At 63.7% G+C, this 16,944-nt stretch carries 17 protein-coding genes; 15 read left to right on the top strand and 2 right to left on the bottom strand.

The genetic code is table 11. The features are described from left to right. From QZT63_RS13010 to QZT63_RS12970, 9 genes are all read left to right on the top strand, one after another. On the top strand, window positions 1–879 hold the full coding sequence (locus tag QZT63_RS13010; protein WP_290651823.1) for a prephenate dehydrogenase/arogenate dehydrogenase family protein: 879 nt from the start codon (window positions 1–3) through the stop codon (window positions 877–879). A gap of 34 nt (window positions 880–913) precedes the next feature. Further along, window positions 914–2,230: a 3-phosphoshikimate 1-carboxyvinyltransferase gene (gene aroA / locus QZT63_RS13005; protein WP_290651879.1), complete on the top strand. Its 1,317-nt coding sequence runs from the start codon at window positions 914–916 to the stop codon at window positions 2,228–2,230. Further along, window positions 2,227–2,910, top strand: a complete 684-nt coding sequence (gene cmk, locus QZT63_RS13000; protein ID WP_290651821.1) for a (d)CMP kinase — start codon at window positions 2,227–2,229, stop codon at window positions 2,908–2,910. Before aroA ends, cmk begins: the two co-directional genes overlap by 4 nt. A 112-nt stretch (window positions 2,911–3,022) precedes the next feature. Further along, entirely contained in the window at window positions 3,023–4,708 is a 1,686-nt protein-coding gene (gene rpsA, locus QZT63_RS12995) for a 30S ribosomal protein S1 (protein WP_290651819.1), read from the top strand. 143 nt (window positions 4,709–4,851) lie between these two features. Beyond that, window positions 4,852–5,133 (top strand): integration host factor subunit beta, encoded by a 282-nt coding sequence (locus QZT63_RS12990; protein ID WP_290651818.1) that lies wholly within the window; start codon window positions 4,852–4,854, stop codon window positions 5,131–5,133. Window positions 5,134–5,207: 74 nt separating this feature from the next. Continuing rightward, window positions 5,208–5,501 (top strand): lipopolysaccharide assembly LapA domain-containing protein, encoded by a 294-nt coding sequence (locus QZT63_RS12985; protein ID WP_290651816.1) that lies wholly within the window; start codon window positions 5,208–5,210, stop codon window positions 5,499–5,501. 1 nt (window position 5,502) lies between these two features. Next, entirely contained in the window at window positions 5,503–6,675 is a 1,173-nt protein-coding gene (gene lapB / locus QZT63_RS12980; RefSeq protein WP_290651815.1) for a lipopolysaccharide assembly protein LapB, read from the top strand. 2 nt (window positions 6,676–6,677) lie between these two features. Beyond that, entirely contained in the window at window positions 6,678–7,394 is a 717-nt protein-coding gene (pyrF, locus tag QZT63_RS12975; RefSeq protein ID WP_290651814.1) for an orotidine-5'-phosphate decarboxylase, read from the top strand. Window positions 7,395–7,535: 141 nt separating this feature from the next. Next, window positions 7,536–7,814 carry a ComEA family DNA-binding protein gene (locus QZT63_RS12970; RefSeq protein ID WP_290651812.1) on the top strand — a complete coding sequence of 93 codons (279 nt, stop codon included), beginning with the start codon at window positions 7,536–7,538 and terminating at the stop codon, window positions 7,812–7,814. A gap of 80 nt (window positions 7,815–7,894) precedes the next feature. Here the strand turns inward: QZT63_RS12970 and QZT63_RS12965 are convergent, their stop codons facing one another. Then, window positions 7,895–8,578, bottom strand: coding sequence for a glutathione S-transferase N-terminal domain-containing protein (locus tag QZT63_RS12965; protein WP_290651810.1), 684 nt, complete (start codon window positions 8,576–8,578; stop codon window positions 7,895–7,897). A 171-nt stretch (window positions 8,579–8,749) separates the two neighbouring features. Here QZT63_RS12965 and QZT63_RS12960 point away from each other — a divergent pair, with 171 nt between their 5' ends. The 6 genes from QZT63_RS12960 to QZT63_RS12935 all read left to right on the top strand — a co-directional run bounded on the left by QZT63_RS12960 (window position 8,750) and on the right by QZT63_RS12935 (window position 16,298). Continuing rightward, window positions 8,750–9,730, top strand: a complete 981-nt coding sequence (locus tag QZT63_RS12960; protein ID WP_290651808.1) for a phosphate ABC transporter substrate-binding protein — start codon at window positions 8,750–8,752, stop codon at window positions 9,728–9,730. A 247-nt stretch (window positions 9,731–9,977) separates the two neighbouring features. After that, the gene (locus QZT63_RS12955; RefSeq protein ID WP_290651806.1) at window positions 9,978–12,242 is read left to right on the top strand and encodes an ABC transporter permease subunit; all 2,265 of its coding nucleotides are present in this window, start codon (window positions 9,978–9,980) and stop codon (window positions 12,240–12,242) included. A 21-nt stretch (window positions 12,243–12,263) separates the two neighbouring features. Further along, a complete protein-coding gene (gene pstA, locus QZT63_RS12950) occupies window positions 12,264–13,928 on the top strand; it encodes a phosphate ABC transporter permease PstA (protein ID WP_290651804.1) in 1,665 nt (554 codons plus the stop codon). Between the two features lie 113 nt (window positions 13,929–14,041). After that, window positions 14,042–14,890: a phosphate ABC transporter ATP-binding protein PstB gene (pstB, locus tag QZT63_RS12945; protein ID WP_290651803.1), complete on the top strand. Its 849-nt coding sequence runs from the start codon at window positions 14,042–14,044 to the stop codon at window positions 14,888–14,890. Between the two features lie 83 nt (window positions 14,891–14,973). Beyond that, window positions 14,974–15,696, top strand: coding sequence for a phosphate signaling complex protein PhoU (phoU, locus tag QZT63_RS12940; protein WP_290651877.1), 723 nt, complete (start codon window positions 14,974–14,976; stop codon window positions 15,694–15,696). Next, window positions 15,693–16,298, top strand: coding sequence for a Yip1 family protein (locus QZT63_RS12935; protein ID WP_290651801.1), 606 nt, complete (start codon window positions 15,693–15,695; stop codon window positions 16,296–16,298). The genes phoU and QZT63_RS12935 overlap by 4 nt, the downstream gene beginning before the upstream one ends. A gap of 64 nt (window positions 16,299–16,362) precedes the next feature. Here QZT63_RS12935 and QZT63_RS12930 read toward each other — a convergent pair. After that, the coding region (locus tag QZT63_RS12930) for an ATP-binding protein (RefSeq protein ID WP_290651799.1) at window positions 16,363–16,944 on the bottom strand (582 nt) is incomplete at its 5' end.

The raw sequence follows: 16,944 nt of genomic DNA, 5'->3' as shown, positions 1-16,944 counted from the left end.
ATGCCGGCGGTGCGCACCCTGGCGCTCATCGGCGTGGGCCTGATTGGCGGCTCCTGGGTGCTCGGGCTTCGTGAAGCGGGGCTGGTGCGCGGCGAGGTGGTGGGTTGCGGGCGCTCCATGAGCAATCTGAAGACGGCGCTTGAGCGCGGCATCATCGACTCGGCAACGACGGACCCCCGGGTGGCGGTGCAAGGCGCCGATCTGGTCGTCGTCGCCGTGCCGCTTGGCGCGGTGGGGCCGGTGCTCGGCACAATTCGCGATCACTTGGCCGGCGACGCGGTGATTACCGATGTGGGCAGCGCCAAGGGCCGTGTCATGGCGGACGCCGCGGAGGCGCTCACCCACCGCTACTCCCGGTTCGTGCCGGGCCACCCCATTGCCGGCAACGAGAAAAGCGGCGCCGGCGCGGCTTTTCCAGAGCTGTTCCGGCAGCGGCGGGTGATTCTGACACCGGCCGAGGAGACGGACGCGGATGCGCTGGAGCGCGTGACGCAGCTGTGGACGGCTGTCGGGGCCAGCGTGACGCACATGACAGCCGCGCACCACGATGACGTTCTGGCCGCCACCTCGCACCTGCCGCACATGCTGGCGTATTCCCTGGTGGATACGCTCTCGCGCTGGTCGGATCGGGATGAAGTGTTTGCGTACGCCGCCGGTGGCTTTCGCGACTTCACCCGTATCGCCTCCAGTGACCCCGGAATGTGGCGAGATATCTGCATAGCCAATCGCGAGGCGCTGCTGGTGGCGCTGGAGCGCTATATGAGTGATCTTGCCGCGCTTCACGAAACCATTCAGGCCGGAGACGGCGCGCGCCTGGAAGCGGTTTTCCGGCATGCCCGGGATGCCCGCAATCGGTTCCTGACCATGCTTGAGTCCTGAGAGGCGGCCCCCATTGACTGATCAAGACCGTTCCATTGATTTTCTCGTTCGCCCCGGCGGCGCATTGCACGGCCGGTTTCGCGTGCCTGGGGACAAGTCCATCTCGCACCGCGCGGTGATGCTGGGGGCCCTGGCTGACGGGACCACCGAGGTGAGCGGCTTCCTGGAAGGCGACGATGCGCTGGCGACGCTGGCGGCAATCCGGCAGCTGGGCGTGACCGTGGAGGGGCCGCGTCATGGTCGGCTACGCATCGAAGGTGTGGGGCTGCACGGCTTGCAGCCCGCCGACGGCCCGCTTGATCTGGGCAACTCGGGGACGTCCATGCGGCTCCTGGCCGGACTGCTGGCCGCTCAACCGTTCGACTCCATCCTCACTGGGGACGCCTCCCTGCGCCGCCGGCCCATGCGCCGGGTCACGGAGCCCTTGGCGCAGATGGGTGCACGGATCGAAACCGGTCCGGAAGGCACGGCGCCGCTGCACATTCGTGGCGGGCAGGCGCTGCAAGGGATTCGCTACACAATGCCCGTTGCCAGTGCCCAGGTGAAGTCGGCCCTGCTGTTGGCCGGTCTGTATGCCGAGGGCGAAACCTGGGTGCAGGAGCCCGCGCCCACCCGCGATCACACGGAGCGCATGTTGGAGGGCTTCGGCTACCCGGTGGAGCGCACGGGGAACTGGTGCGGGGTCGGCGGAGACGGCAGCCTCCAAGGCGGCGAGATCGATGTACCCGCGGACATCTCCTCGGCGGCGTTTTTCATCGTCGGTGCGAGCATTGCCACGGGCAGCGATGTGGTTCTCGAACACGTCGGCATTAACCCCACCCGCACGGGGGTGATTGACATTCTAGGGCACATGGGCGCCGACATCGAAATCCGTAATCGCCGGGAAGTGGGCGGCGAGCCGGTGGGCGACGTACGCGTTCAGGCGCGACCGCTACACGGTTTGACCATCCCCGAACGCCTCGTGCCCCTGGGGATTGATGAATTCCCCGCCCTATTCGTGGCCGCGGCTTGTGCGCATGGCACCACGTTACTGCGGGGGGCCGCCGAACTGCGGGTCAAGGAAAGTGATCGCATTGCAGTCATGGCCGAGGGGCTGCAAGCGGTGGGTATTCATGCGGAGCCGCGGGACGACGGCATCCTCATCCGCGGCGGGCGCATCCGGGGCGGCGCCGTGGACAGCCACGGGGATCACCGGATTGCCATGGCGTTCGCCATGGCGGGCCTGTGCAGCGGTGCGGAGATTACCGTTAGGGACTGCCGCAACGTGGATACCTCGTTTCCGGGCTTCGTGGATCTGGCCCGGGAGGCGGGACTGGACCTGAGCGTGCTTGCGGCGGGGGAGTCGAGGTGACCGATTGGGCGGCGCCTGTGCTCGCCGTGGACGGTCCGGGAGGCTCGGGCAAGGGGACCGTTTGCCGCGCCCTCGCCGACGCGATTGGCTGGCATCTGCTCGATAGTGGTGCGATCTACCGTGCCCTGGCAGTGGCAGCAGAGAATCGGGGCCTGGATGTGGATGATCCTTGCGCCCTCGCGGACCTGGCCTATCGGCTCGATGTGGTCTTTGAGCCGGCTCCCAATCGGCACAGTCGTGTGTTTGTCGACGGTGCCGATGTCTCGATGCGGTTGCGAAGCGAGACGGCGGGTGATCTTGCCTCCCGCGTGGCGGCCCTCCCCGAAGCACGGGAGGCCCTGCTCGAGCGTCAGCGGGCATTCCGCAAGGCCCCGGGGCTGGTTGCAGACGGCCGGGATATGGGCACGGTGGTGTTCCCCGATGCGACGCTCAAGGTGTTTCTTACGGCCACCCCCGCGGAGAGGGCGCAGCGACGGCATAATCAGTTGAAGGAACAGGGAGTTGATGTTAGCCTCGCGCATCTTTTGGATGAGATCGCCGTGCGCGACGAGCGGGATCGAAACCGTGCCATTGCGCCGTTGAAGCCAGCCACAGACGCCGAATTGGTGGATACCACCGGTTTGTCTGTAGATGAAGTCGTCGAAAGGCTACTCAACCTGCTGCAAAAACGGCTATCATGAACGATTAACTTGGGTGGCCAGCCGACTCGCTTGAGCCTGCTGGCTGGTGGTGTTTGCAACGTAACCAACAAGACGTCAATGAACTCCTTGGCGTTCTAGGACTGGCTGACCAATGAGCGAGAGCTTTGCCGAACTGTTTGAAGAGAGCCTGGCGCAGACCGATATGCGCCCTGGTGCGATCGTCACCGGGAAGGTGGTGGCAATTCGCGGCGACCACGTGGTGGTTAATGCAGGGCTGAAGTCGGAAGCCGTGATCCCCGCGAATGAGTTCTACGGGGAATCCGGCCAGATCGAAGTGGGTGTCGGTGACGACGTGGAAGTGGCTCTGGATGCCGTGGAAGACGGCTTCGGGGAAACCCGCTTATCCCGGGAGAAGGCGAAGCGTGCCCATGCCTGGAAGCATCTGGAGACTGCCTACGAAAAAGGTGAGACCGTCAACGGCATCATCAGCGGCAAGGTCAAGGGTGGCTTCACCGTCGATCTCAAACACATCCGAGCGTTCCTCCCCGGTTCCCTCGTGGATATTCGTCCGGTTCGGGATACCACCTACCTGGAAGGCCGCGAGCTCGAATTCAAGGTCATCAAGCTGGACGAACGCCGCAACAACGTTGTCGTCTCGCGTCGCGCGGTGGTCGAAGAAGAATACAGCGCCGAGCGCGAGGCGCTCTTGGAGCGCCTCCAGGAGGGCCAGCAGCTCAAGGGCATTGTCAAGAATCTGACCGATTACGGCGCCTTCGTGGATCTCGGTGGTATCGACGGCCTGCTGCACATCACCGACATGGCGTGGCGGCGTGTCAAGCACCCCTCGGAGGTGGTGGAAGTCGGCCAGGAAATCGAAGTCAAGGTGCTCAAGTTCGATCGCGAGCGCAACCGCGTCTCCCTCGGCCTCAAACAGTTGGGTGAGGATCCGTGGGAGAACATTGCCAGCCGCTACCCCGAAAGCACCCGTGTTGTTGGCCGCGTAACCAACATCACCGACTATGGCTGCTTTGTGGAGATCGAGGAAGGCGTCGAAGGTTTGGTCCACGTCTCCGAGATGGACTGGACCAACAAGAACATCAATCCGGGCAAGCTGGTTGCCGTCGGTGACGAGGTCGAGGTCATGGTCCTGGATATTGACGGTGAGCGGCGCCGCATTTCCCTGGGCATGAAACAGTGCCAGGCGAACCCCTGGGAGCTGTTCGCCGCCACGCACAACAAGGGCGATCGAGTGACCGGACAGATCAAGTCCATCACGGATTTCGGCATCTTTGTCGGCCTTGAGGGGGGTATCGACGGCCTAGTGCATCTGTCCGATCTGTCCTGGGATGACACCGGCGAGGAAGCCGTGCGTCACTACAAGAAGGGGGACGAGGTGGAAGCCGTGGTGCTGTCCGTGGACGCGGACCGCGAGCGAATTTCCCTGGGTGTCAAGCAGATGGAGGAGGATCCGTTCTCCAACTGGATGGCTGATCATCCCAAGGGCAGCATGATCAAGGGCACCGTGCGCGAAGTCGATGCCAAGGGCGCTGTGATTGATCTCGGCCACGGCATTGAAGGGCACCTTCGGGCATCGGACATCGCCCGTGAGCGCGTCGACGATGCCCGGAACTATCTCAAGGAAGGGGACGAGGTTGAGGCCAAGTTTGTGGGTGTGGACCGCAAGAATCGCGCGATCAGCCTCTCTATCAAGGCCAAGGATGTCCAGGAGGAGGCTCGGGCGGTGCAGGACTACTCCCGTGGTAGTGCCGCGGCCGGGACAACCACCCTTGGTGATCTGCTCAAGGAACAGATGGACAGCGGCAATCAGAACGACTGATCGGGTGACTATTCCAACGGGCTGGGGGGGCAGGCTGTGCTGCCGCCCCGCATGCACCAGAAGTGCTCCATTCATCAAGGCATGATGCTGGCCCCCGAGGCGGTTTCTGCCTGCAAGCGCACGGAATCGTCTGGACATTGACAATGACGAAATCCGAACTAATCGAAATCATTGCAGCGAAGCAGCAACACCTGGCCTATCGTGATGTGGAACTGGCGGTGAAAACGCTGCTGGAACATATGAGCGAGGCGCTGTCGTCTGGGCAACGGATTGAAATTCGCGGCTTTGGCAGCTTCTCGCTGCATCATCGGCCGCCGCGCATCGGGCGTAATCCGAAAACCGGCGATCCGGTTGCCCTCCCGGCGAAGTATGTGCCACATTTCAAACCGGGTAAGGAACTCCGGCAACGGGTCAATGGTGAGTAGTCAGCCCCGCCGCAGTCCCTGGGGCGAAGCTCAACGGCGTTGTGGCGTGCGCTCTGATACGGGGGAAAGTGGAAATGCGTCGACTGCTCGGCTTCGTGGTAATCGTGATTGTCATCTTGTTCGGCTTGAGCTTTTCCTTACTCAACGCGAACCGCGTTGACGTGGATTACTACTTCGGCACCGTTGCGGCGCCGCTGTCCCTGGCGCTGCTGGCCGCGCTCATTGTCGGAGCGGTCATCGGTGTTCTAACCACCATGGGTATGCTGCTTGGTAAGCAGCGCGAGGTCTATCGCCTCCGCCGGCGGGTGCGGGATTCCGAGAAAGAGCTCAGCGAGTTGCGCCGACTGCCGCTAAAAGAATCGCGCTGAAATGGTTGAACTCTTCTGGCTGATGCTGCCGGTGGCCGCCGTCTCGGGCTGGGTCATCGGACGGCGTCGCCAGGGCCGGGGTGGCGGGGACCCCGGGACGCCGGAGCCACTGCGGGGTGATTATTTCCAGGGACTCAATTACCTCCTCAACGAACAATCTGACAAGGCCATCGAAGTCTTTACGCGGATGGTCGAGGTGGATTCGGAAACCGTTGAGACACACCTCGCATTGGGGAACCTGTTCCGCCGGCGTGGCGAGGTTGACCGCGCAATACGGATTCACCAGAACCTGATTGCCCGCCCCTCACTGCATCGTGATCAGCGCACCCAGGCGCTGCTGGAGTTGGGGAAGGATTACCTCCGGGCAGGTCTGCTCGACCGCGCCGAGAATCTGTTCCAGGAAGTCGTCGACACCGGTGCTTATGTCCCCGAGGCGCTGAATCACCTGCTTGATATCTATCAGCAGGAAAAGGAATGGGATAACGCGATCTCCGTGGCAGCGCGCCTGGAGGCGTACACGGAGCGGCGAATGGCACCGATGGTCGCGCAATTCTACTGCGAACAGGTGGACACCGCCTGGCGCAAGGGCGAGATCAATCGTGCCCGCAATCTGATCAAGCGGTCCCTGACGGCGGATCCGGACTGCGTGCGCGCGAGCATCCTCCAGGGCGATATCGAGCGCGGTGCTGGCAATTACAAGCAGGCACTGAAGAGCTATCAGCGCGTGCGTGACCAGGACCGGGATTATCTTCGGGAAGTCCTTGTCGGCCTGCACGAATGCTACACGCAGCTCGGGCGCCCGGATGACTTCCGCGCCTATCTTGAGAGTGTGCAGCAGGACTACCGCGGCGCCTCCGTGATCTTGGCACTCTCGGAGCGAATTCGGCGGGATCACGGTGAGGCGGCGGCGGCCCGCTACCTGGTGGAGCAGTTACGTCAGCGGCCTTCGGTGCGGGGGCTGAACCGGTTGATTGAACTCAATCTGGCCCAGTCAGGTGATACCGGCCGCGAGGACCTGGAAATCCTCCGGGAGCTTTGCCAGGCATTGCTGCGTGATAAACCCAGCTATGCCTGCCGCAGGTGTGGCTTCAATGCCCGGACCATGCACTGGCACTGTCCCAGATGCCGGTCCTGGGCAACCATTAAGCCGATTCAGGGTGTCGAAGGGGAGTGACGGTGGAGGCGGCGGCTGGCGTTGAAGAGCCCCGAGTGGTGGTGGCGCTGGATCTGGACAAGGCCGAGCGAGCCGAGGCGTTAGCCGCGCAGCTGGACCCGAGGCTATGCCGCCTCAAGGTTGGCAAGGAGTTGTTTACCCGCACCGGACCGCAATTGGTCGAGCGTTTGCAGCAACGCGGTTTCACGATTTTCCTCGATCTCAAGTTCCACGATATACCCAACACCACCGCCGCGGCCTGCCGGGCGGCGGCAGATCTGGGCGTGTGGATGGTCAACGTCCACGCCCTGGGGGGGGTGCGCATGATGGCGGCGGCCCGCGAGGCACTCGCCACGGCGAACGGGCCCGTACCCCTGTTGACGGCCGTGACGGTGCTCACCAGTCATGGCCCCGACGACCTGAAACAGCTGGGCCTTGCCGAGGGATCGGATGCACTGGTGGCGCGGTTGGCCCGGCTGGCGTTGAGGGCGGGTCTGGATGGCCTGGTCTGTTCGGCCCTTGAAGCGAGTCGGCTGCGCGCCGAACACGGGGATGCTCCGATTCTGGTGACGCCCGGGATTCGACCGGCGAACGCCGCCCCCGACGACCAGCGGCGAATCGCGACGCCCGCGGGCGCCCTGGAGCAGGGTGCGGACTACCTCGTGATCGGGCGGCCCGTGACCACTGCCGCGGATCCGTGCGCCGCACTGCATGGCATCGTTGCGAGCCTTCGCGTTTAGGAAGGCGGCATGATTGCTCGTGGTCGCCTAAGGCGTTCCCGTGCTTGAATTCGAAGACGCCTCCGGTTAACCTTTTTTTGCCCCGTTTCACCAGCGGGGCCATGGACACTGACGTCCGTGCCTACACGACAAAGGAGGTTGATGATGGCGAAACTGATTCGTCTTGCCTGTGTGGTTCCCCTCGTATCGGTGCTGTCGCTCGGAGTTGCTCTCGCCGAGACGGTGGATCTCAACTCGGCGGATGCGGAGACCCTGGCCGCGACACTGCATGGAATCGGAGAACACCGCGCCGCTGCCATTGTGGAATACCGCGAGGCCAATGGCGGCTTCGACAGCGTAGACGCCCTTGCCGATGTGCAGGGCGTCGGCCCGGCGACTGTGGAGAACAATCGGGAGCGCATGACGGTCGGCAACGACTAGGCGCCCCCCGGCACTCATGGCGAATCCGTGCGCCCGCCCTCGGCGGGCGCTTTAGTGTGTCAAGGGATCGGTCTATTCGCTCAGCTCCGGGGTGGCCGTGTGCGTGACAGCGACTCGCGCTCTTCCATCGCTTCATGCCAGCGGGCGAGTTGCGGGCGTGTTACCGCCCAACCCATGTCGGGAAAGCGCAGATCCAGATAGTCCAGAGCAATGGCCACGGTAAGCGCGCCCAATTGGCCCGAGATTGCCGGTGATTGCGCCTCCAGCCGGTCAAGGGCCGCGTTGATGGCGCGGGTGCGCCGCTGCCCAATGGGGCTGGCGTCGAATTGTGCACCACCGATTTTCCTGCCCAGTAGCGTATGTACGGCCGCGTCGATCATGCCCACTGCCAGACCGGCCTCGCTGAGCGTGCGTTCACGATCGATGGTCGGAATCAATCCAGGCTGCGGCCACACGGCTTCCAGGTAATGCACCATCAGCAACGACTCCGTGATTGGCGTGCCGTCGTGTGTAATCAGTGTCGGTACTCGGGTGGCCGGGTTGACCTGCATGAGCGACGGATCGTCCCCCCAGGGGTCGACGACGTGATGAGTGACGCGATCGTCCAGGTGCTTCTCCAGCAGGGCAATGCGCACGATGCGCGCATAGGGGGATGTAAGGCTGTAGTAGAGCTCCATGGCGTAGACTCCCGTTGCGACGGTGCTTGACCGCCAGTATCGATGATCCACCGCGGCCTTGCAGCTGTTGTGAGCAACGTGTGTCAAGGCGCCACCATCCTGTGTAATGACCATGTGGCAATGTCATGAAACGGTCATACAGCGTTCACCGCAGTGTCAGATACGACCACCATACTCACCGCAGTCGTTCAAGAAGGACCGACAGCTGGACGGCGACAGCCTTGACATCGCAGCGCAGTAATGCGGAGAGAGACAACCATGTTCAGAACATCATGTATTGCAGCCGCGGCTTCGGCGTTGGCCATGGCTGCCACCATGGCCGGCGCGGCAGAGGAGCCGGAGCTTGACGATGCATTACCCGGCTATTCGAGCGTCTCCGGTATATCGGGCAATCTCTCGAGCCAAGGGTCAGACACCCTGAATAACCTGATGACCCTCTGGGCGGAGGCGTTCAACGACTTCTACCCCAATGTGAACATCCAGATCGAGGGTGCAGGTTCCTCCACCGCACCAGCGGCCCTGGCCGAGGGTACCGCCGACTTCGGCCCCATGAGCCGCCAAATGCGGGAGTCGGAGATTCAGGCCTTCGAGGAAGCCCACGGTTACCCACCGACCCTGGTGCGCACCGCCATTGACGTGCTCGCCGTCTACGTCAACCGCGACAACCCCATCGAGGGCATGACCCTCCCGCAGGTGGACGCGGTGTTCTCCGAGACCCGCCGCTGCGGCTACGAAGAAGACATCACCGCCTGGGGGCAGCTCGGCATGGACGGCGCGTGGGCCAACCGCGACTTTACGCTCTACAGCCGCAACGCCGTCTCCGGAACCTACGGCTACTTCCGCGAGCACGCCCTGTGCGATGGTGACTTCAAGAACGCCATCAACGAGCAGCCGGGTTCCGCCTCGGTGGTTCAGGGCGTGACCGAGTCCCTGAACGGCATCGGCTACTCCGGCATCGGTTACCGCACATCTGGTGTGCGCGCGATTCCCCTGGGCCAGGAGGAGGGCGAGTACTTCGAGGCTTCGCCCGAGAACGCCTTGAGCGGGGATTATCCCCTTGCCCGGTTCCTCTACGTCTACGTGAACAAGAACCCGAACGAGGATCTGCCGCCCCTGCAGAGGGAATTCCTGCGCCTGGTGCTCTCCGCCGAGGGTCAGGACGTGACGCGGCGTGACGGCTTCATTCCCCTGCCGGAGAGCGCCGCATCCCGGGAGCGTGCCAACCTCGGGCTCGAGTAGGTCCGCCTCTCAAGCCCCGGAGCTGTTGCCACTGCCGGCCGACGCGGATCGGTTGGCAGTGCTTTTCTGCACTGCTGCAGGCGCCACGTTTCCTTGCTGTTAGACACAGTAACGTCTTTCCCCTGTCACACGACTGTCATGTTGGCGCCCTAGCATGCGCCCACATCGTTACTACCGGGCCTCTACCATGACCGATGCAGCGAGCACTCACAGTCCGGGGTCGGGGCCAACCGGTCCGCGCTCCTACATGCCGTCACTCCAGCAGCGCCAACGCCTGCGGCGCTGGCGAGCCGCGAAGGACTGGTGTGGCAAGGGCACCATCGCCATCTTCGGCATTGGCGTGATCGTGACGCTGGTGCTGATGTTCGTGTATCTGTTTTCCGAGACGGCACCGATTTTCGGCAGCGCCGAAATGGAGGCTGTCGGGCGTTACGATGCCCCGGGCGCCGACGGCGCGCCGACCCTGCACACGGCCATGGAGCGCTACCGACAGGTCGCGGTGCGATTCACCGACGACGCACGTGCCGTGTTCTTTTACCCGACCACTGGCGAGGTGATCAGCGAAGAGGTTCTGAACCGCCCCGAAGGCGTCAATGTCACGGACTTCGCCACCGGCGAGGCGCGCAGTCGCCTGGTGGGCTACGGCCTGGACGACGGCACGGCGATCTTCTTGCGGCACGACTACGACATCTCCTATCCCGGCGGCGAGCGGCAGATCGCGCCGAAAATCACCTACCCGGAGGGTAATGGTGAGCCGCTGGACGTGTTTGCCGAGGAGGGTTACGCCCTGGATGTCATCGGCGTGCAGCGCGGCGGATTGGGGACCGCGATCATCGCCGCCAACAACGAGCACGAGCAGTTACGGGTGGTCCTGTTCAAGGAAGACGAGGATTTCCTCACCGGTGATGTCACCGTGGAGCGCCAGGTCTACGAGATGCCCTGGCCGGAGGAGGGTGTCGAGGTTACCCAGATCCTCATGAATACCACCATGCGGAATCTGTTCGTCGGCGGTGCTGACGGCCGGCTCCACTATTACGACATCTCCAATCGCCGCAACCCGCGCCTGGTTGCCAGCGAACGGGCCATCCAGGGCGGCGATGCAGAGGTGACCGCCATGGATTTCCTGCTTGGCGCGGTGTCCATCATCGCCGGCGGCTCCGACGGCTCCGTGTCGCAGTGGTTTCTGGCGCGTAACGAGCAGGGGGAGCGGCGGCTGACCCAGATCCGCTCCTTCGAGCCCCACGGCGCGCCGGTCACGAGCATCGGTCCGGAGCACGCGCGCAAGGGGTTCGCCACCGCTGCCGCCGACGGCACCGTGCAGCTGCATCACGCCACCTCCGACCGCACCCTGGCGCGACTCAACCTGGGCGACGAAATCGAGGTGGATTCCGTCTCCATGGCGCCACGCCAGAACGGCATGCTGATCGTGGGCGAGGACGGTGGTTTTCGCTACCTGGATGTGAGAAACCCGCACCCGGAGATCTCCTTCAGTGCGCTGTGGCAGAAAGTCTGGTACGAAGGCCGCAACAACCCGGATTATGTCTGGCAGTCGTCGTCGGCCACCCAGGAATTCGAGCCCAAGTTTTCCATGGTCCCGCTCACCGTGGGCACCCTGAAAGCGGCCTTCTACGCCATGCTGTTCGCCGCCCCGCTGGCAATCCTGGCGGCGATCTACTCGGCGTATTTCATGGCGCCGCGCATGCGCACCGTCACCAAACCCACCATCGAGATCATGGAGGCCCTGCCCACCGTGATTCTCGGCTTCCTGGCCGGGCTCTGGGCTGCACCCTATTTCGAGAACAACCTGCCGGCGATCTTCAGCATCCTGCTGCTGACGCCGATCTCCTTCATCGTCGCAGCCTGGCTCTGGACGCGGGTGATTCCCGCGGGGGTAAGTGGTCGCGTGCCGGCCGGTTGGGAGGGCGCGTTGCTGATTCCGGTGGTGTTGGCGGTGGGCTGGTTTGCGGTGTCCATGAGCCCGTTACTGGAGGTCTGGTTCTTCGGCGGTGATATGCGTCAATGGCTCACCGATCAGGGCATTACCTATGACCAGCGCAACGCCCTGGTGGTGGGTATGGCCATGGGGTTCGCCGTAATCCCGACCATCTATTCCATCTCCGAGGACGCCATATTCAACGTGCCCAAGCACCTCACCCAGGGTGCGCTGGCCTTGGGGGCGACCCCTTGGCAGGCGGTAGTGACGGTGGTGTTGCTGACTGCCAGCCCGGGCATCTTCTCGGCGGTCATGATCGGATTCGGTCGGGCGGTGGGCGAGACCATGATCGTGCTCATGGCCACCGGCAACAGTCCGGTGGTCAACTTCAACATCTTCGAGGGCATGCGCACCCTGTCAGCAAATATCGCCGTGGAGATGCCCGAGGCGGCCGTGGGTGGCACGCACTACCGCATTCTGTTCCTGGCGGCGCTTGTGCTGTTCCTCATGACTTTCGTCCTCAACACCATTGCCGAGGTGGTGCGCCACCGCCTGCGCAAGAAATACAGCAGCCTCTGACAACGGGCCCGGGAGACCTTCATGCGTAATTGGTTCAATCGCGGCATACCGTGGATATGGTTGAACGCCGGCGCGGTGGCCATCAGTCTGGTGCTCGTGGTGGGACTGTTTGGCCATATCGTGTTCACCGGCCTGCAGCACTTCTGGCCGAGCAACATCGTCGCCTTCGACTACGCCGAGCCCGGCGACGAGCCCGTCAGTGTCATGGGCGAAGTCGACCGCTCCGAGGTGCTCAGCGTGCAGGCGGCACAGCAGCGGGGCTTCCAGGTGGATGAAGACGGGGACCTGATTACCCGTCACCGGATCAAGCGCGGCAACCGGGACATCACGGACCGCGATTTCACCTGGTATGTGCAGGAGAACATGTCCGAATGGGAGTACCCCGAGGACGCCGTACGGGTGGAGCGTCGCCAGTGGGGTGACTTCTACGGCTACCTGCGCGAAGTGCGCGTCGGCGGCGACGTGGTGGCCGAGGGCGATGAGGCCTGGGAGCGGTTCGACAGCCTGTTTGCGGAGAATGTGCCCCGTATCGAGGAGATCGGCCGCATCGAGCGCGTGGAGATCGGCAACGTCAATGCCGAGATCGAGGAGGTGCGCCTGGCCCAGCGCCGCCTCCAGGCCGACGAGACGTTGTCGGAGCCGGAACGAGAAGAACGCTCCCAGGCCTTGCGGGAGGAACGCGAGCGCTGGGAAGCCGAGTACGACCAACTCGTCGAACGCCGCAACGAACTCCTGGAGGACATCGAGCGTTTCGAGGCCGTGTTCGAGACGGCGGAAGGGCACCGGGCGACCATGCCGCTGGGGGATATCGTCAAGCCGAGTCGCCCCAACGCCATGAGCATCGGCGAGAAAACCGTCTTTTACGTCGGCGAGTTCTGGGACTTCGTCTCCGGCTATCCCCGCGAGGCGAATACCGAGGGCGGGATTCTGCCGGCTATTTTCGGCACCGTGTTCATGACCCTGGTCATGGCGGTGTTCGTGACGCCCTTCGGTGTGCTGGCGGCCATCTACATGCGCGAGTATGCCAAGCAGGGGCCGCTGATTCGCATGATCCGCATCTCGGTGAACAACCTGGCCGGGGTGCCATCCATTGTCTTCGGCGTGTTCGGGCTTGGTTTCTTCGTCTATTTCATGGGCGGTGGGATCGATCAGTTCTTCTACGCCGAGCGCTTGCCATCGCCGACCTTCGGTAAGGGCGGCGTGCTCTGGGCCTCGCTCACCCTGGCGCTGCTGACCCTGCCGGTGGTGATCGTCTCCACCGAGGAGGGGTTGGCACGGATCCCCGGGTCCATCCGCCACGGCGCCCTGGCGCTGGGGGCGACCAAGGGGGAGATGCTCTGGCGCACCGTGGTGCCGTTGGCCACGCCGGCGATGATTACCGGGCTGATTCTGGCCGTGGCGCGGGCGGCCGGCGAGGTGGCGCCGCTGATGCTGGTGGGCGTGGTGAAGCTGGCGCCGGCGTTGCCGGTGGACGGCAACTTCCCGTTTTTCCACCTGGACCGCAGTTTCATGCACCTGGGCTTCCATATCTATGACGTGGGCTTCCAGAGTCCCAACGTGGAGGCAGGGCGGCCGTTGGTGTATGCAACGGCGCTGATCTTGGTGATGGTGATCATCGTGCTGAACCTCACCGCGATCATCATCAGAAACCACCTGCGGGAGCGTTTCCGCGCCGAGAGCGACTAGTGTCCTGTAGCCGAATTTCGGCTACAGGACACTAGTCAGCGCCGCAGGCGGCTTTTGGGACCGGCGGGCCACAACCAGCCGGCACGGACAACCGAATCAGGCAGGACCGAGCAATGAGTGAGACAGAAACCCGCGACACCGCCACCCACGCCGTCAGTTCGAACCGCGGCCGCAGTGGCGGACAACGGCAGCTGAATATCCGCAACGAGGACATCTGCGTCGAGATTGACCAGCTCAAGCTCTGGTACGGCAACGACCAGGCGCTCAACGGGATCGACATGAAGATCCCGCGACAGCGGGTGACGGCGTTCATCGGCCCGTCAGGTTGCGGCAAGTCGACCTTGCTGCGCTGCATGAACCGGATGAACGACCTCATCGACAACTGCCGCGTCGAGGGCGCCATTCGCATCGATGGCCAGGAGATATACGACCGCTCGGTGGACATTCCCGAGCTGCGGCGGCGGGTGGGCATGGTGTTCCAGAAGCCCAACCCCTTTCCGAAATCCATCTACGAGAACGTGGCCTACGGGCTGCGCCTTCAGGGTGTGAAAAAACGGCGTATTCTCGATGAGGTGGTGGAGAAATCCCTCCGCCGGGCGGCCCTATGGGGCGAAGTCAAGGACCGCCTGAGCGAGAATGCCTTTGGCCTCTCCGGCGGGCAGCAGCAGCGGCTGGTGATCGCGCGGGCGATCGCCATCGAACCGGAGGTCCTGCTGCTGGACGAACCGGCCTCGGCGCTGGACCCGTTGGCGACGCTCAAGATCGAGGAGCTGATCTTCGAGCTGAAGAAGCACTACACCATCGCCATTGTCACCCACAACATGCAGCAGGCCGCGCGCGTGTCGGACTACACGGCGTATCTTTACCTGGGTGAGCTCATGGAGTTCAACGACACCGATACCCTGTTCACGAATCCCTCCAAGAAGGCGACGGAAGACTACATCACCGGCCGGCACGGCTGAGTCGCCGCGCCGTTCGCGCCAATATTGACAGGCCTCAGGGCCCCCGAATGACCGCAGGAGCAAGGGCCATGACAGACGATTCCATCGACGAAAGCTTTTTCAGGCAACACATCTCCCACCAGTTCAACGAGGAGCTGGAGGATATTCACAGCCGCGTCCTTGCCATGGGCGGCATGGTCGAACAGCAGCTCACGGATGCCGTGTCCGCGATGGTGGACGGCAATATGGAGCTGGCCCAGACCGTTGTCACCAGTGACTACAAGGTGAACGCCCTGGAAGTGCAGCTTGACGAGGAGTGCACGCACGTGCTGGTGCGCCGCCAGCCCACAGCCAGCGACTTGCGTCTGGTCATGGCCGTGGTGAAGACCATTACCGATCTCGAACGCATTGGTGACGAGGCCGAGCGCATCGGGCGCATGGCGTTGCATCTGCTGCAAGAGGACCGTACCGTGGCCCCCATGAAGGACATGGGCGCCTTCGGCTATCACGTGCGGGATATGGTGCGTGGTGCCCTGGACGCGGTGGCACGCATGGATGCCCAGGCCGCGGTACGGGTGGCCCAGCAGGACATCCAGGCGGATAGCCAGTACCAGGTGATCCTGCAACGGCTGATGGACCAGATGATGGCCTCCCCGGACAGTATCCCCCGGGTCATGGATATCGTCTGGTCCGCGCGCTCCATGGAACGAATCGGCGACCGTGCGCGGAACATCTGCGAGTACGTGGTGTACTTCGTCCGCGGCAAGGACGTACGCCATACCAGCTTCGACCAGATGGCTCGCGAGGCCACGGGTGACCGCCATTGAGATGGGCCTGGCAGGCGCTCTGGGGCGTGTTTGTGCGCCCCGCAGCGACGCTTCAAGACTTCCGCAAGTACGACCCCGAGTCGGTGGCGCTGCTGTTGTGCTTCACAGGGCCGATGATCGTGCTCAGCGTCGTCGCCGCCGGTTGGGCTCACAGCCTCACGCCGGACGCATTCCCCCCAGAAACCCGGCCGCAGCCTGTGCCGTTCGCCATTTACAGTGCGCTTACGCAATTGGTGGGTGTGCTCGGGCTTGCCACCGCCGGACACTTCCTCTGCGATCTGTTCCAGGGGCGCTCGGAGTTCTCCCGCGCGCTGGCGGCCGTGTCCGTGGCCATGGTTCCTGCCTGGATCGGCAATGTGCTGGCCGCCTTGCCCTGGCCCTACGGCGCGCCGCTGGCGCTCGCGGGCATCGCCTACAGTCTGATACTGCTGTATGCGGCCTTCGCGCTTGTGTTGGGCATGCGGCGGGGTAATCGCCTGGGTCATTATGCGGCAAGCCTGGGCGCCGCGGCGCTGGTGGTCTTTGCGTTTGGCTGGCAGGCGGTGAGCTTGATCCCGGGGGCGGCGCCGGAGGTGCGGCTGGGGACGACTTGGTTGATTTAGACCATTGTTGGGTTAGGAGCGACGGGAAGGGGTGACAGGCGAGACGCTGGCGTGGTTGCCAAAACTACATGGTGCCCGTGGCGGCCTGTTTCTTGTGCGCCAGCGCCACGAGCCGTTCTTTCGGAAAACGGCATCGAAACGTGCTGCCCCGGCCAGGCGAGCTGCGGATTTCCAGGGTGGCATCGTGTCGTTGCAGTGCATGCCGGACGATGGACAGCCCCAGCCCTGTGCCGCCGCGGTCCCGAGAGCGGCCGTCGTCGACGCGATAGAAGCGCTCCGTAAGACGCGGAATGTGTTGGGGTGGTATGCCGATGCCGGTGTCCACCACGTCGAAACAGGCACTCTCACCGTCCGCATACCAGCGGATGTGGACTTTGCCGCCGTCGGGCGTGTACTTCACCGCGTTGTGGACGAGATTGCTAAAGGCGCTGCGCAACTCTGAAGCGACGCCGCGCAGTCCAATGCCTCCTTCGGTGTCACAGTCCACAGCGACCGTATCCGTGCCGAGTACGCGGCCATCCCTGCAGATGCTGCACACCAGCTCGGCCACGTCGAGGGGGGCCTCATCATCCGGGTTGGGCTGGGCGTCCAGCCGGGACAACAGCAACAGGTCCGCGAGAATCCGTTCCATGCGGGCCGCCTGCGC

This window comes from Aquisalimonas sp. (genome assembly GCF_007120195.1).
Taxonomy (GTDB): Bacteria; Pseudomonadota; Gammaproteobacteria; order Nitrococcales; family Aquisalimonadaceae; genus Aquisalimonas.
The sequence above is the reverse complement of the archived record's forward strand: the minus strand, read 5'-3'. Positions and strand labels throughout refer to the sequence as shown.